Genomic DNA, 15,229 nt, shown 5'->3' with positions numbered 1-15,229 from the left:
CTTTTCACACATTACTATTTGTGTCTCCCCAGGTACCCACCTGGTCACTTATTAAATACCCCAGCTGATTAACATGAAAACCACTGCTGATTCTTGAAGTGTCTGTACCTTTAACTTGACTTAAGGAGATTCTCCACTTGATCTTTCGTCATACCTATCTCCATTAACTGTTTTTGAAGTTTTTCATGGTAAGACTGACTTACATGCGGACGGCTTCCCCTAAGGATTTCCCTGGCGTAATGATCAGGGGGACACGTTTCATTATATTTCAATTTTACTATAAAGGTCAGTACATCGTTATACGGTTTGCCGTCTATCAGTATGTCAATGAAAGCCGCTCTGTACCAACCCGGGGTGACCCCCTCCCTTGTAAACAAGTACTCTACTGCCTCTCTGGGGATATCATATACAACCCCTTCCATCGTTCCTCCATCTTCAATGATATCTCCACGACCTCCATCATGTACTTGAAAGAGATACTTCATTGTATATCCTTCCAACACCCCTGCTCCAAGGCATTCCTTGAAATGTCGATCGACCTGGGCTTTTTTAAATCGATCATCATCCATACAGGATCCGTATGCGAAGTAAAGCGTTCTTTCGGGTTTCCCCTTAAGAAATTGATGGACCTTCCAATCTCCTGAAGGAATTTCTTCTTGAAATAATGATTTATCTTTGGAATAAAAGACAAATGCTTCCCGGGTTCCGGTGTCTGTTTCAACTTTCTTAAGCTTGCGGATAAACAGGTTCTCCTCACGACCTTCCAGGAAATCCTCAAGTTCATCGATCTTCACTAAGATGTCTGAGTCGATCTTATATAATTCTCCATAGACCGTACCATTGCCTTCTTTCATGGCTGGATAGCCTCTATTCGTTTCATATAGAAGCCCTTCTACCCAGGCTTGTTCCCGGATCAATGAAGCATCCTTTAATAAGGAATGATTACTTTCATGTCTTCTTAACGTACCATAGACAAACACGTACACCACGTTACCCCTCTCTCTTGTTAACATAACTTTATTACAGTTAATCACTCAAACTGGCTTTCTTATATTTTATCAAATGATCTTTGAAATTTCAGTATTCTCTACTTTCATTATACGAAGAATCATTAAAAAAGGACATTCCCATCATTACGATAGGGATGTCCTTTGCAGGGAAACGCTTACAATTTTTTAATTACTTTTTTGGAATGGCGGTTTGCTTCGCCTGCTCTCTTAAGCGGAATTTTTGAATCTTACCAGAGGCAGTCATTGGGTAGGAATCAGTAAATTCAATATATCTTGGGATTTTATGACGCGAGATCTTACCAGTGCAATACTCTCTGATCTCTTCAGAGGTCGCAGTTTGTCCTTCCTTCAAAATGATCCAGGCCATGACCTCTTCACCATAAACCTCATCGGGAATCCCAATGACCTGTACATCCAAAACCTTAGGATGGGAATAAAGGAACTCTTCAATCTCTCTAGGGTAAATATTCTCACCACCTCGAATGATCATATCTTTTAATCTTCCTGTAATCCTGCAATATCCGTGTTCATCCATGACGGCTAAATCACCCGTATGGAGCCAGCCTTCATCGTCAATGGCAAGCCTTGTCGCCTCTTCATTCTTATAGTATCCTTTCATGACGTGATATCCACGGGTACACAATTCTCCCTGGACTCCGTATGGGACTTCCCGATTTGAACCTGGCTCTACAATTTTCACTTCTACATTCGGCAAGGATTTCCCAACGGTCTCGACCTTTAATTCAATCGGATCGTGGGTACGTGTCTGGGTGATAACAGGGGATGACTCTGTCTGACCATAGGCAATCGTGATTTCATCTGCTCCCATTTTGTCCATGACCCCTTTCATCACTTCAATCGGACAATTACTGCCTGCCATGATACCCGTGCGAAGATGGGAGAGATCATATTGATCGAAATCCGGGAGATTTAACTCAGAAATGAACATGGTAGGCACTCCATGAAGGCCCGTGCACTTTTCATCCTGGACCGTCTTCAAGACCTGACGGGGATCAAATTCCTGTAATGGGACCATTGTGGCTCCTACGGAAACACAAGCAAGTACCCCCAGTACGCACCCGAAGCAATGAAAGAATGGAACTGGAATGCATAAACGATCTTCATTGCCAAGCCTCATGCAGCCGGCGATATTATACCCGTTGTTTACGATATTGGAGTGCGTGAGCATGACCCCTTTTGGAAACCCTGTCGTCCCGGACGTATATTGCATATTAATGACATCATGTGGGGAGAGGGTTGAAAGTCTTTGATCAAGGTCTTTATCTTCCACTTCTTTCCCTTTCTCCATGATATCCTGCCAGCTATATGTACCCGGATAGGAATTCTCACCTAAAACAATCACATTTTTTAAGAAAGGCAGTTTTGCACTCTTTAACTTCCCAGGCTCGGAAGACTTCAATTCCGGACAGATCTCATAAAGCATGTCTATATATGACGCACCTCTGAATTCTTCCATCAAAATAATCGTCTGACTGTCAGATTGTCTTAGTAAATATTCTAATTCAGCACTTCGATAATTTGTGTTCACTGTGACCAGTACGGCACCCATTTTCCCGGTAGAGAACTGGCTCACTAACCATTCAGGTGTGTTTGATGCCCATATGGCGATATGATCGCCTTTATTAATGCCTAGATTCATGAAGCCCTTTGCAGCCTGTCTGCATAATTGGTTGAATTCGTGATAGGACCACCTTAACCCCCTATCAGCATAGACAACTGCTTCAATGTCCGGCTGAATACGTGCTTTTTCTTCGAGAAGATCCCCTACTGTAGTGTGTAAAATCTCCGACAAATGATTTTCCCCCTTTATTATGACCCTGTATAAATTGGAACCATCCACAAGTGATTCAAGAGGTGACATTATTAGTTCCTTATGCGTGTATATTATCACAAAAATTAAAATTTTCAAACTAATCAACATGTACCTATAGAATCAGATTAGATAGTCCGATACCGTACCGTCGACAAAATCCACCAAGTCTTAATATGTATAGCTGGATGATGCAGACAAAATACTCCTTCATTAAACCAGATTCAACAAAAAAACTAAAAATACAACTTTAGACGGAATTTATGAAAAAACACTTTTCAAATGAAGGTTTTCTATGTAGAATATATAGAAAATATAGAAAATTCTATATTTTATACATTTCCTGGGAGGTTGGTCATGAAAATCTTAAGTAATGAACAGTTGGTGGCAGCTTATCGTGATGCTGAGAAACAAGGGAATGATCAAGACTGGATATCGCTTCTTAAGAAAGAAATTCGTAACCGTGGATTGAAACCTTTTAGGAAATCTTGACGCTGTAAATAAAGATAAAAATTGAAAATCAATCAAACTATCTCACCCCCTGAGATACGATATGGATGACAGACTCAAATTCATTTGAGCCTGTCTTTTTTCATGACTTTTAATCCATGGTATTCCTCGATTTGCTTAATTTGATCATGATCGAGAAGTCCGATCTTATGAAATAGATAGGAATACTGAACCACTTTTTTTGAGTGATAAGCTTTCACATTTTTTCACCCTTTCTGATTGTTGTCCACAAGTTTCCTTGAAGAAACATTATTTTGTTTAACCATATTTTATTCCTCAGGTGAAAATTTGTGAAAAAAAAAGCTGACTCATATGCCACCAGGGGTCATATGAATCAGCCAAACATTCATCTATCATTATTCAATCAGAGTTGTTTACCCTTCAAGAAGTAAATCTTCAGGGTTTTCAAGTAAGTCTTTAACCATTGCCAGGAATCCAACAGCTTCTTTTCCATCAATGATTCTATGATCATACGATAAGGCAATGTACATCATTGGACGATTTTCCATTGTATCTTTATCAATGGCTACAGGGCGAAGTTGGATTTTATGCATTCCAAGAATTCCAACCTGTGGTCCATTTAAGATCGGAGTGGACAGTAATGAACCGAATACCCCACCATTTGTAATGGTGAATGACCCTCCTTGCAGGTCTCCAAGGGATAATTTATTGTTTCTGGCCTTAGTCGCCAGTTCCATGATTTCCCCTTCAATTTCGGCAAAGTTCTTACGTTCACAGTCACGTACGACAGGTACAACTAATCCATCATCAGTGGATACGGCTACACCAACATCGTAGAATTTCTTAAGGACGACTTCATTCCCATCAATTTCAGCGTTAACATAAGGGTATTTCTTAAGAGCCGCTACCACTGCTTTTGTGAAGAAACTCATGAAACCAAGTCTTACATCATGGTCATCAAAGAATTTGTCCTTTTTACGCTTACGTAACTCCATCACTTTACTCATATCAATCTCATTGAATGTCGTCAGCATGGCAGCTGTCTGCTGAACTTCGACTAATCGTTTCGCAATAGTTTGACGTCTGCGGGACATTTTCTCACGTACCACTGGCTTTCCATCATCTTTCTTTGCTGGAGCCTTTTTCTCCTCTGCTACAGGTTTAGAAGGTGCTTCTGCCGGTTTATTGCTATATGCTTCAATGTCCTGTTTACGCACACGTCCAAGTGGATCTGTTGGAACATCAGAGAGATCGATGCCTTTTTCACGAGCTAACTTGCGTGCTGCAGGAGAAGCGATCGGACGATTCTTTTTGTCCTCTTTCACTGGTGCTTCTTCAACTGGTGCTTCTTCTGTCTTCTCTTCGTTTTCTTCCTTCTTAGGCGCTTCTTCCTTTGCATCAGAGGTGGCTTTAGCTTCTCCGCCTGCACCTACAATGGCAATCACTTGACCAACTTCAACTGTATCGCCTTCATCAGCTTTAAGCTCCTGGATTGTGCCGGCTTCTTCTGATATGACTTCCACATTTACTTTATCGGTTTCAAGTTCGACGATATATTCGCCTTTTTCAACATAATCCCCTGGCTGCTTCAGCCATTGTGCAATCGTACCTTCTGTAATTGATTCTGCTAATTCTGGAACTTTAATTTCTGCCACTGTGATGTCCTCCTCATTCTTATCGGGTTAACGCTTCGTTTATGATCCTTGATTGTTCTTTTTTGTGTACAGTTGGTTCGCCTTCGGATGGGCTTGAACGTCTGCGACGCCCTACATAATGTACATCGACATCCTCAGGGGCAATGTCGCGCAGTCTTGGTTCCGCAAATGTCCATGCTCCCATATTCTTAGGTTCCTCCTGGATCCAGACCAATTCTTTCAGGTTTGGATACCTTTTTAGGATGGCTGTGATATCCCCTTTAGGGAAAGGATAAATTTCTTCTACCCTTAGAATGTGCAGCCAGTCTTTATCATCGATATCCTGAAGCTTCTCTTCTAAATCAATCGCGATCTTCCCACTGCATAGCACAACTCTTTCAACCCTATCCGTGCTTTCCCCAAGGCCTTTTTGCTCAAGGACTGAATGAAATTCCCCATTGGCCAATTCTTCTGCCGTGACAGCTGCAAACTGATTTCGCAGTAAGCTTTTTGGTGTCATGATGACAAGCGGCCTAACTTCTTCTTTTTGGAGGATAGCGGCTTGACGTCTTAGGATATGGAAATATTGACCCGCTGTTGAACAATTGGCGACTGTCCAGTTATATTCCCCGCCAAGCTGCAGGAAGCGCTCCAAACGGGCGCTGGAGTGTTCAGGACCCTGTCCTTCGTAACCATGTGGCAGAAGCATGACAAGACCTGTTTTTTGTCCCCATTTCGCGCGACCGGCTGAGATGAACTGATCAAACATCACTTGTGCCATATTAGAGAAATCACCGAATTGAGCTTCCCATAGAACAAGTGTTTCTGGAGCAAAGACATTATACCCATATTCATATCCAACAACCGCAGTCTCAGTAAGAGGGCTATTAAGAACAACAAACGATGCATGACTATCTTCAAGATTGTGTAAAGGAATATATTCTTCTCCGGATTTCTCATCATGCAGTACAAGGTGGCGCTGAGCAAATGTACCACGTTCTGAGTCCTGACCAGTCAATCGTATTGGGGTGCCATCCTTTAAGATGGATGCAAAGGCAAGAGTCTCGGCATGTGCCCAATCGATCTTTCCTTTTCCTTCAAAGACCTGGCTGCGTCTCTTCAGGATACGGTCTAATTTCTTGAAAACATTGAAGCCTTCTGGCCATTGGAGCAGTTCGCTGTTCAACCCTTCCAGTTTATCGAAATCGACGCTTGTGTTGATTTCCGGAAGGCCATTCGCCACGTATTCAGGTGGAGCAAGGACCGTATCTGGATCATCGTCTTTGGCTGGTACTTTATTATAGGCTGCTTTTAATTCTTCCTCGATTTCAGAATCCATCTTCTCTACATCTGCATCCGTTACGATGCCCTCTGAGATGAGTTTGTCCGCATACATCTTCTTGACGTTTGGATGATTCTGAATGACAGAATACATCAATGGATTCGTTACCATCGGTTCGTCCATTTCATTATGACCAAAACGTCTGTAGCCGATTAAATCAATGACAAAGTCTTTACCGAATGTTTTACGATATTCATAGGCAAGGACTGCTGCAGCTAGACATGCTTCCGGATCATCTGCATTGACATGCACAATTGGCACTTCAAAGCCCTTGGCCGTATCTGATGCATACTTTGTCGAACGTGAATCACGGCTTTCAGTTGTGAAACCTATCATGTTGTTGGCGATAAGGTGAATAGATCCACCTGTATTGTATCCACGCAGTTGACTCATATTTAACGTTTCGGCAACGACACCTTGACCCGGGAAGGCAGCATCCCCATGGATCATCACGGCATATGAAGCTTCAGGAGATTGCTCAGGGTAGCCTTTATCTTCCCGGACTTCCTGGGCTGCACGTGTGTATCCTGCAACGATTGGGCTGACAACTTCCAAGTGACTCGGGTTGTTGGCAAGCGTTACCCGTGCACGGGCTGTCGGTGACTGCTGTGGAGAAATTTCACGGTCTGCACCCAAATGGTACTTAACGTCTCCCGTCCAACCAAACGTGATGCCGATTGATCCCTCAGAAGGAATTAAGTCCTTACTCGGAGCGTGTTGGAATTCTGCAAAAATCATTTCGTATGGTTTCCCGATGACATGTGCGAGAACATTCAGACGTCCTCGATGAGCCATTCCGATATTGACGGTTTTAGCACCTGATTCAACTGAATAACGAACCATCTCGTCCAGTAATGGAACCATCGTGTCCAATCCTTCGATTGAGAAGCGCTTTTGGCCAACAAAGGTACGATGAACATATTTTTCAAATCCGTCCACTTGGGCAAGACGCTTTAATAACGCGATTTTCTTCTCTTTAGAAAGTGGAGTGAAATAAGATTCCGATTCTATCTTTTCCCTTAACCAATTTTTCTCTTCAAGCTCATGAACATGAGCATATTCGAATGCTAGCTTATTTGTGTATACCTCTCTTAAGTGCTGAATGGCCTGAAGCCCGTCTTTTATATGGGAAGGAGCATTCGGACATAAGAAATCAACAGGTATTTGCTTTAAATCTTCTTCTGTTAGATTAAACTCGGAAAGTTCAATTCTTCTCGTATCCTTATTCCGGTCATTCAGGGGATTAATATCCGCAGCTAAATGGCCATATGTACGAATATTATCTGCTAATTTAACCGCAGCCACCATTTTGCTCAAGGCGGTAGGCTGTTCGGGTAGTGTAAACGATGAATCACCGTGCTGGGCGCTCGCGATCACCTTAACGTCTTCAACGGTGGGAGGCCCCCATTGTTCGAATAATTCCTTTAGTTCAGGATCTACTTCTGATGGATCTTCAAGGAATTGTTCATAAACCTCCATTACATAACCAAGGTTTGGTCCGTAAAACGATTGCCACGGTTCCCCTTTTGCAGATTGCTTTTTCATTGTGAAAAACCTCCAACTATTTTGCCAGTTAGTATAATTTGKGTATCATGTATTCTTACAATTCAATCAACGGTATTCATTATGCAAGAATAGTAATTTTTAAAACATAAAAACGCTTACAAGGACATTTTATCACTGTGCAGTAGTAAGATAAAGTCTTTATAACAAATTTCTTAAAATTTTGTTTTCCGTACTTCTTATGTGAATATTACTTATATTCCCATAAGAAATTACATGAAAACCTTTTTGTATAACGACTATTCTGAAATAATATTTTATTAAGCGCTTTCTCTTTCACCTTCTTGTATCCCTGTGTTAGGGTACTTTTTTCATAAACCATCTTACTACTGTTACCTAAAAAAACCAAATATTTTTTGTTATTTTCTACGTTTTTTTGTTTTGTACTAGGTTTACAGAGTCATAGACAAAGATTTTTGGGTCGCAACATCCTCTTGCATCTCCAAAAATGAACTCATCGCCCACCCAATGCATAGGATAGAACCAGAAGGAAACATAAGGGTTATTTACTATGTTTAAAGTGAGGTGGTTCACATGTTCCCATGGAGTTTATTCCCTTTCAATAAAAACATGAAAGATCAAATGAATCAAATGAACCCCAAAGAAATGGATAACTATATTCAAGGAATGATGAAGAAAATGTTTCCTGGCGGATGGGACAGCATGATGAATCCCAATGATATGATGAATGGGGCACAATCCTTTATGAATCCGATGGGCAATCAGGCGCAGCAAACGAAACGAGAGGAAGAAGCCAGATCCACTTCCGCCATTCCTACCAATGTGTTCGAGACCCTTGAAGATATCTATATCCGTTTCCAAGTACCGAATGAGGAATGGATGAAACATCTGAAGATTTTTCACACGTCAAATCAAGCAATCATAGAGAACATACCCGGCTGTGATGAAAGACAAGTGATCACCCTCCCTTGTCTTGTTAAGAAAAAAGGTGCTGTAGCTCAATATAAAGAAGGAATTCTGGAACTGAAAATCCCTAAAAGCATTGACATGCAGTACACAGAAATAGACGTCTCAGAAAAATATTGAGACGTCTGTAAACTCAATGCTTTTGTTTAAGGGATAGTCGAATGATGGTCCCATAAGGATGATTTCCGATGGCTGTAATGTCACCGTCATAGTTTTGGACCAGCTTCGATGCGATGGCCAACCCCAGTCCATATCCACCTTTCTCGCGGCTTCTTGCTTTGTCCACACGATAAAAGCGATCAAATACTTTCGGAAGATCTTCTTCAGGAATACCAATCCCCTCATCCCTGACTTCTATGATGACATCTTCCTGAGAGTCCATCAGCTTCACTTCTATAGTGGAATGCTCATCAGAATACTTCACGGCATTATCCAACAGGATGATCATGATTTGCTCCAGATGCCTCGGCATAATGGTTACCACTGCTTCGCGGTGTAGATCATCATAACAAGAAAAAGTGTATTCCTGATGAAGAAACCTAAAGTCCCTCATCACCTTATCCACTACTTTCTGTACATTTGCCCTGGCGTTTTCCAAATCGAATTTTTCCCTATCCGCTCTGGAAAGCTCCAGCAATTCACCTACGAGCCGCTTTACTCTCTCAAGTTCGTCTAATGATACTTGTAACGATTCCTCCAATATGGTTGGATCCTTTTTTCCCCAACGATTCAATAATGCAAGATGCCCTTCAAGTACCTGGATGGGGGTTCTCAATTCATGTGAAGCATCTTCCACAAATTGCTGCTGCTGTTGAAACGATTTTTCGATCTGACTCATCATTTTATTGAAAATCTGAGATAAGTCACTGATTTCATCATGTGCCTTTACAATCTCTACTCTTTCGTGAAATCCTTTTCTTTCGATGGATCTCATTGTTTCAGAAAGTTTATTCAATGGGCGGACAAAGCTTTTCGCCATGGAATAACCAACGACAGCACTGATCAAAAGGGCCAATATACCTGTGATGGTCATCATCCAGAAAAGATTTTTCATGATGTTTTCATAACGGTTCAATGGCTGTATGATTTCCACATATCCATTAAATCGGGTTGATTTGATGGGAGAACGCCCAATGAGCATTTTCTTTCCTTCAGATTCTATAAGTTCCACGGACTTATTTCTGACAGGTTGAAATGGTACATAGAAGGCAGACTCATTTTCTCCCCTTATTTCCAATACTTGTTCCCCTTGACGATCCAATATCCGTATCGTCTGGTCTTTTTCGGCTATTTGTTTCATTAGGTCCCGGCTATCATAAATGTCCTGGAGCTCGATATCGTTCCCTCTCTGTTTAAAGAAAACAGTAATTTCATCCAAGACCCGGCCAAAGTTACTTTCTTCTTCATCAAGCATCCATTTATTAATGGCATGATATTGAAAAAAACTGAATAAAAAAAAGGCAAGGAATATTGCTGACCCGGCTGCAAATGCCCACTTCACCTTAAGGGAAGAAGGCTTGAGACGATTGATGAATGTATTCATGTCCTCATCACATAGCCGGTTCCACGTACGGTCTGGATATAACTCTCTTCGTCTTTAGAATCTATTTTATTCCTTAAGTACCTTACGTAGACATCCACAACATTCGTTTCTACTTCAGTATCGTATCCCCATACTTTATTGAGGAGGACTTCCCGGGTCAACACAATATTTTTGTTTTCTAAAAAAGCAAGTAAAAGGTCATACTCCCGTTTGGTCACGTCAATTTCATCTTCAAGCTTAAAAACCTGCCTGGATTCCTTGTATACGATAATATCCCGGTAATGAAACGTGGTCTGTTGTGTGACTTCCTCTTTTATGGCGCGCCTGAACACAGCCCTAAGCCTTGCTAGCAACTCTTCAATTGCAAAGGGTTTGACGATATAATCATCCGCCCCGCTGTCAAGCCCCGATACCCGGTCCATAACGCTGTCCCTAGCAGTAATCATCAGGATCGGGATGGCTTTTACCTGCCTGATCCTTCTGCACACTTCCAATCCATTTAATCCGGGGAGCATCAGGTCAAGGAGGATGATATCCCATTCTTCGTTCAGGGCTTGATCCAGACCATCTCTCCCGTCGTATGCAAGGCCGACTTCGTATCCTTCGTATTTCAGTTCCAATTCAATGAATCGGGATAGATTTTTTTCATCTTCAATGACCAAGATTCTTTTCACACAATCACCTGCTCTAAATCTTAATACCCTTTATTTTAATTTACTTTTATTGAAAATAAAATCGTTTAGGGCATGGAATATTTCAATGCCTTGATACGTCATTAATGTTATTGCTGTAAAGCTGAAAAATAAAATAGGAATAATTCGAATCCACATGGTTCTAACCTCCCTTTTATCACTACACTCATTCTCCTCCTGCATCATTAAAATAAAATGAGAAAAAGGTGAGTTTTTATTAAGAGATAAACCACTTAACATAATCACATTATAATCTTCTGCGCGAATCTGTTTGTTATTCCTTATCATGTTTCATTCTCTACATAATGTGGTAGATATATCCATAAATATAGTTGAGAAGGAAAAGGGAGGGAAATGTATGACTTGGATCGTCGTGATTGTTTCGTTCTTTATCCTCATCGTCCTGTCAGAAGAATTGGTTTATCACCTTTTAAGAACAAGGATTATGGAGGGCGGCCAGCCTGAGAGGAAAAAAAGTGCAGGAAAAATAAAAGAATGGCTTCATAAAATGAAACTCATTCCCAATAACGGGCAACAAAACCACTGACAGGCGGAGAACATCTTCCCTGTCTATTTTTTTGAATCTATAAAAATAAATAAAAAAAGAAGACAAAAGCTTCAGCAAGGCTTTTGTCTTCAAAGGAAAGAAATTAGAATGGGTCTTACATAATAAAGATTTAAACAGAATAGAAAGCTACCCCACTTTCATTCTGTTTAGGGAGTGATAAATCCTTATTCATAAGCAAGATTCATTGTAACGGCTGAAAAAGTGAACACAATTAAAACAAGATTAAAATTTGATGAGAAAATACAAGCCTTAACAGGTGTCTATCTTCAAAACAAACAAAAGGACAGGCTTTTATGATATGATGAATAAGAATTCAGAATGTTGCAATACATTCTCATGCTCGAAAGGATGAAAAAATGAAAATTGATTTAAATTGTGATTTAGGGGAAAGTTTTGGTGCATATACGATAGGAAAAGATGAAGAAATGATGAACTATGTTACATCCGTCAATATCGCTTGCGGTTTTCATGCGGGGGACCCACTTGTGATGAAACAAACTGTTTCAAACGCATTGAAGCATGAAGTGAAAATGGGTGCGCATCCAGGGCTGCCGGACATCCAGGGATTTGGAAGAAGAATGATGCACATCTCTCCTGAAGAGACGTATGCCCTCATTCAATACCAGATAGGAGCATTATATGCTTTTATTAAAGCGCAAGGCGGGGAACTATCACATGTAAAACCACATGGAGCTTTATACAATATGGCGGCAAAGGATTTCACATTGGCTAAAGCGATTGCTGAAGCCGTTTATGACCTTGACCCCACCCTCACTCTATTCGGCCTGTCACAAAGTGAACTGACTAGGGCTGGTGAGGAAGTCGGCTTGCATGTAGCACATGAAGTATTCGCCGATCGTGCCTATCAATCCGATGGAACATTAACTCCACGCTCTCTTCCCCATGCTGTACTTCATGACGGGGACGAAGTGGAAAAACAGGTTCTTCGAATGGTTGAAAAACAAGAAGTGATTTCGATTGATGGGAAGACCGTATCCATCCAGGCAGACACGATTTGTCTTCATGGAGATAATGAAGCGGCACTATCCCTGGCCCAGCGTCTATTTGAAAAGTTAAGTTAGGGAAACATCGGGAAAAAGTAAAATAAAGCTATAAGGGAGATGGGGCTGAACCGTGAACAAGACATTTCTATTAAAGGGGTTAAGGTGGTTTTTCATCTTTCTTATAGCTTTTGTCATTGTGGTATACGTATACAAGCGGAGCATTTTGCACAACAGTATTCAATCCTCCATTCGTACGGTGGCACCGGGTTCGACCGTAGTGGGTATTATTCAGACCCATACCACAAAGAGCCGAGAAAAAATCTATAAGGCTCTCTATAAAACAAAAGAAGGAAAGTGTTTCAGGGCATCATTCGAACGCACATCGTATACACTCATTGAAAATCAGGAATCACCTTGCCAGTAAAGGAGCATCATGATGAAAAGAGCGATCCATATCTTCCCTTCATTTCAATCAATTCATAACACCCCTCCACTTAGTACACTCGTTTTTCCTTTCCCCTCCTTCATACTTGGACTGTCTGCCAACGTCATCGGCCGTGTCTCCCTTAAGGAAAACAGGTTTTAACCTGGACGCTTTGTGGAATGTAAACGAATAGGTCTAATAAGGGAAGGGTTTAATTATGATAAAAACATTAACCATTGATACCAAGAAACGTGATGAAATGATCGACATTACCCGTTACGTACAAGATATCATTAATCGGTCAGGGATGACAGAAGGTCTTGTGGTGGTGCAGTCCCTACACACAACAGCGGGGATCACGGTAAACGAGAATGCCGATCCCGATGTGAAAACCGACTTCATTCGCCGATTGGACGAACTGTACCCATGGCACCACACATCAGATCTACATGGAGAAGGAAATACGGCTGCACATTTGAAAACCAGTACCGTCGGCCATTCTCAAACGGTCATTGTGTCAAATGGTGAACTCTTATTGGGGACATGGCAGGGTATATACCTTTGTGAATTCGATGGACCCCGTTCAGGAAGAAAAGTGTCCGTTAAAGCGATTCAAAGTGAGTAAGAATTAATATTATTTGATCAGAAAATAGACCCTGTCACTTGTTCAGGGTCTTTTTATTTGGTCTGCTTCTTTCCACATTTCATTTTTCAGTGCAATTGTGCTTATTCTATGAACCGTTCCCGGATCTCCTTTGAAGGAATCATGCATGATTCCCGTTTCCCAAACCATTTGTATCTATTCCGTGCAATAATCCTGTATATGCTGTCTCTTAAAGGCCTCGGAATGACAAGAAACAGACCGAAAATCTTCCATGGCCATTTCAGTTTAGTACATACTTTCAAGGCTGCTGTTGATTCAATGGAAACATGGTCTCCATCAACCAATACGAAGCTGTCCGTCTTTTCCGGAATATTGTGCTTCTCTAATAATTTCTGACCGGTCTCACTTTGTAACGAGGTAAATCGAAATTCCCCTCTTGTATCACGATTAATGATAAACCGTACACTGGTATTGCAAAAATTGCATATGCCATCAAACAAAATGATCCGCAAGTAAATCACCCCTCGCTATAGTCGAATTACCTTTTCCTTATATAATACAATTAAAAAAGGATAAAGAATAATCATTTCTCCTCACGTGCCTGAACGGCATGTACTCCTTAAAGAAAAGTATAATTTTACTAGATTCTATGATATACTATATTACCATTAATAGGGATTATCTCGTAATAGAATAAATAAACATGCAGTATAAGGAGTTGGCTGAAGAAAATGAGAGACGAATTATTATATTTGGGTAAACAAATAGTTTCCAATAAATCCGAAATCGCTCAAGGTGTCATTCGCTACCATGAACAAAAATTTTCTGAGCAGCTTACGTTAGCGGGATTAAAGATGGAACAAGTCACCGAATGGCGCATGCAATTAATCGAACTGCTCGGACAATCTTTGTACGAAGACAAAGTAGAATCATCCCGAAGAATAAAGGAATGGACTGATAAAGTGGGGAAAGTGGCTCTTGAATATGGATTGCCTCTCAATGAATCCCTAATAACCCTATCAGGTTTCCGTACTGCCATTTGGGATATATTCACTGAACAATTGGATGACAATCAAATTCCAGCCTCCCTTATGCTTCAAGTAAATAAAGAAATCAATCCCATTCTTGATGAAATTGCGTATTTGTTAAATGAAGTATTCCGCACTCAACAAAAAGATCAGATTGACCTCATCCATACTGCCATGGATGAGCTCTCGGCACCGGTTGTACCCATTGCAGAGAAGATTGCCATACTTCCACTTATCGGGGAAGTTGATACCCACAGAGCAAGTGCCATCATGGAAACTGCGTTGAAAAAAAGCTCTGATCTGCAATTAGACTATCTATTTATAGATATTTCCGGTGTTGCCATCATGGACACGATGGTATCCCATAATATTTATCAAATCATCAATGCACTAAAAATGATGGGTGTTCAATCCGTCTTAACCGGTATCCGCCCTGAAGTTGCTCATACACTGGGTAATCTCGGTATTACCTTTGAGGATCTGAAAACAAGTGCAAGTCTAAAAAAAGCTCTGGAAGATATCGGCTTCACTCAATACGAAGTGGTACTCTCAGTCTAAAAAAACCGGAAACCCTGCTAACAGTGGGTT

General features: G+C 41.0%; 16 protein-coding genes. 7 read left to right on the top strand and 9 right to left on the bottom strand.

Translation table 11 applies throughout. The features are described 5' to 3' along the window. Positions 1-110: 110 nt before the first annotated feature. A complete protein-coding gene (locus AM506_RS07585) occupies positions 111-986 on the bottom strand; it encodes a gamma-glutamylcyclotransferase (protein WP_235576073.1) in 876 nt (291 codons plus the stop codon). A gap of 193 nt (positions 987-1,179) precedes the next feature. Further along, on the bottom strand, positions 1,180-2,814 hold the full coding sequence (locus tag AM506_RS07580) for an AMP-binding protein (RefSeq protein WP_060672151.1): 1,635 nt from the start codon (positions 2,812-2,814) through the stop codon (positions 1,180-1,182). Positions 2,815-3,198: 384 nt separating this feature from the next. Here AM506_RS07580 and sda point away from each other — a divergent pair, with 384 nt between their 5' ends. Next, a complete protein-coding gene (gene sda, locus AM506_RS07575; RefSeq protein ID WP_034758885.1) occupies positions 3,199-3,333 on the top strand; it encodes a sporulation histidine kinase inhibitor Sda in 135 nt (44 codons plus the stop codon). A gap of 80 nt (positions 3,334-3,413) precedes the next feature. On the opposite strand, the gene AM506_RS22710 is transcribed toward sda, so the two are convergent. The 3 genes from AM506_RS22710 to AM506_RS07565 all read right to left on the bottom strand — a co-directional run bounded on the left by AM506_RS22710 (position 3,414) and on the right by AM506_RS07565 (position 7,833). Further along, complete coding sequence (locus AM506_RS22710; protein WP_160316859.1) at positions 3,414-3,551, bottom strand: hypothetical protein; 138 nt, start codon at positions 3,549-3,551, stop codon at positions 3,414-3,416. A gap of 174 nt (positions 3,552-3,725) precedes the next feature. Next, positions 3,726-4,967 carry a 2-oxoglutarate dehydrogenase complex dihydrolipoyllysine-residue succinyltransferase gene (gene odhB / locus AM506_RS07570; RefSeq protein ID WP_060671898.1) on the bottom strand — a complete coding sequence of 414 codons (1,242 nt, stop codon included), beginning with the start codon at positions 4,965-4,967 and terminating at the stop codon, positions 3,726-3,728. Between the two features lie 19 nt (positions 4,968-4,986). Beyond that, positions 4,987-7,833 (bottom strand): 2-oxoglutarate dehydrogenase E1 component, encoded by a 2,847-nt coding sequence (locus AM506_RS07565; RefSeq protein WP_060671897.1) that lies wholly within the window; start codon positions 7,831-7,833, stop codon positions 4,987-4,989. Positions 7,834-8,385: 552 nt separating this feature from the next. Between AM506_RS07565 and AM506_RS07560 the strand changes: the two genes are divergently transcribed. Next, entirely contained in the window at positions 8,386-8,898 is a 513-nt protein-coding gene (locus AM506_RS07560; RefSeq protein WP_060671896.1) for a hypothetical protein, read from the top strand. A 13-nt stretch (positions 8,899-8,911) separates the two neighbouring features. On the opposite strand, the gene AM506_RS07555 is transcribed toward AM506_RS07560, so the two are convergent. The 3 genes from AM506_RS07555 to AM506_RS07545 are packed head-to-tail and all read right to left on the bottom strand — an operon-like array spanning position 8,912 to position 11,301. Continuing rightward, complete coding sequence (locus tag AM506_RS07555; protein WP_060671895.1) at positions 8,912-10,321, bottom strand: HAMP domain-containing sensor histidine kinase; 1,410 nt, start codon at positions 10,319-10,321, stop codon at positions 8,912-8,914. Next, positions 10,318-10,995 carry a response regulator transcription factor gene (locus tag AM506_RS07550; RefSeq protein WP_060671894.1) on the bottom strand — a complete coding sequence of 226 codons (678 nt, stop codon included), beginning with the start codon at positions 10,993-10,995 and terminating at the stop codon, positions 10,318-10,320. The genes AM506_RS07555 and AM506_RS07550 overlap by 4 nt, the downstream gene beginning before the upstream one ends. A 30-nt stretch (positions 10,996-11,025) precedes the next feature. Further along, positions 11,026-11,301, bottom strand: coding sequence for a hypothetical protein (locus AM506_RS07545; RefSeq protein WP_060671893.1), 276 nt, complete (start codon positions 11,299-11,301; stop codon positions 11,026-11,028). Positions 11,302-11,371: 70 nt separating this feature from the next. Here AM506_RS07545 and AM506_RS07540 point away from each other — a divergent pair, with 70 nt between their 5' ends. The 4 genes from AM506_RS07540 (at position 11,372) to AM506_RS07525 (ending at position 13,634) form a co-directional block, all read left to right on the top strand. Beyond that, positions 11,372-11,560: a hypothetical protein gene (locus AM506_RS07540; RefSeq protein ID WP_060671892.1), complete on the top strand. Its 189-nt coding sequence runs from the start codon at positions 11,372-11,374 to the stop codon at positions 11,558-11,560. Positions 11,561-11,937: 377 nt separating this feature from the next. Then, on the top strand, positions 11,938-12,663 hold the full coding sequence (locus AM506_RS07535) for a LamB/YcsF family protein (protein ID WP_060671891.1): 726 nt from the start codon (positions 11,938-11,940) through the stop codon (positions 12,661-12,663). 52 nt (positions 12,664-12,715) lie between these two features. Further along, the gene (locus tag AM506_RS07530) at positions 12,716-13,009 is read left to right on the top strand and encodes a hypothetical protein (RefSeq protein ID WP_060671890.1); all 294 of its coding nucleotides are present in this window, start codon (positions 12,716-12,718) and stop codon (positions 13,007-13,009) included. A 217-nt stretch (positions 13,010-13,226) separates the two neighbouring features. Next, positions 13,227-13,634, top strand: a complete 408-nt coding sequence (locus tag AM506_RS07525; RefSeq protein ID WP_200908426.1) for a secondary thiamine-phosphate synthase enzyme YjbQ — start codon at positions 13,227-13,229, stop codon at positions 13,632-13,634. A 101-nt stretch (positions 13,635-13,735) separates the two neighbouring features. Here the strand turns inward: AM506_RS07525 and AM506_RS07520 are convergent, their stop codons facing one another. Then, complete coding sequence (locus AM506_RS07520; RefSeq protein WP_060671888.1) at positions 13,736-14,125, bottom strand: thiol-disulfide oxidoreductase DCC family protein; 390 nt, start codon at positions 14,123-14,125, stop codon at positions 13,736-13,738. Positions 14,126-14,344: 219 nt separating this feature from the next. On the opposite strand from AM506_RS07520, the gene AM506_RS07515 reads away from it, so the two are divergent. Continuing rightward, positions 14,345-15,199, top strand: a complete 855-nt coding sequence (locus AM506_RS07515; protein ID WP_060671887.1) for an STAS domain-containing protein — start codon at positions 14,345-14,347, stop codon at positions 15,197-15,199. The last annotated feature ends 30 nt before the right edge of the window (positions 15,200-15,229 follow it).

The organism is Rossellomorea vietnamensis (assembly GCF_001305855.1).
In the GTDB taxonomy this organism is placed as follows: Bacteria; Bacillota; Bacilli; order Bacillales; family Bacillaceae_B; genus Rossellomorea; species Rossellomorea vietnamensis_A.
The sequence above is the reverse complement of the archived record's forward strand: the minus strand, read 5'-3'. Positions and strand labels throughout refer to the sequence as shown.

Coding starts and splice junctions, on each gene's coding strand:
- sda (WP_034758885.1), top strand. CDS start 3,199: ATGAAAATCTTAAGTAATGAACAGTTGGTGGCAGCTTATCGTGATGCT.
- AM506_RS07525 (WP_200908426.1), top strand. CDS start 13,227: ATGATAAAAACATTAACCATTGATACCAAGAAACGTGATGAAATGATC.
- AM506_RS07545 (WP_060671893.1), bottom strand. CDS start 11,301: ATGATAAGGAATAACAAACAGATTCGCGCAGAAGATTATAATGTGATT.
- AM506_RS07540 (WP_060671892.1), top strand. CDS start 11,372: ATGACTTGGATCGTCGTGATTGTTTCGTTCTTTATCCTCATCGTCCTG.
- AM506_RS07565 (WP_060671897.1), bottom strand. CDS start 7,833: ATGAAAAAGCAATCTGCAAAAGGGGAACCGTGGCAATCGTTTTACGGA.
- AM506_RS07515 (WP_060671887.1), top strand. CDS start 14,345: ATGAGAGACGAATTATTATATTTGGGTAAACAAATAGTTTCCAATAAA.
- AM506_RS07560 (WP_060671896.1), top strand. CDS start 8,386: ATGTTCCCATGGAGTTTATTCCCTTTCAATAAAAACATGAAAGATCAA.
- AM506_RS07555 (WP_060671895.1), bottom strand. CDS start 10,321: ATGAATACATTCATCAATCGTCTCAAGCCTTCTTCCCTTAAGGTGAAG.
- AM506_RS07535 (WP_060671891.1), top strand. CDS start 11,938: ATGAAAATTGATTTAAATTGTGATTTAGGGGAAAGTTTTGGTGCATAT.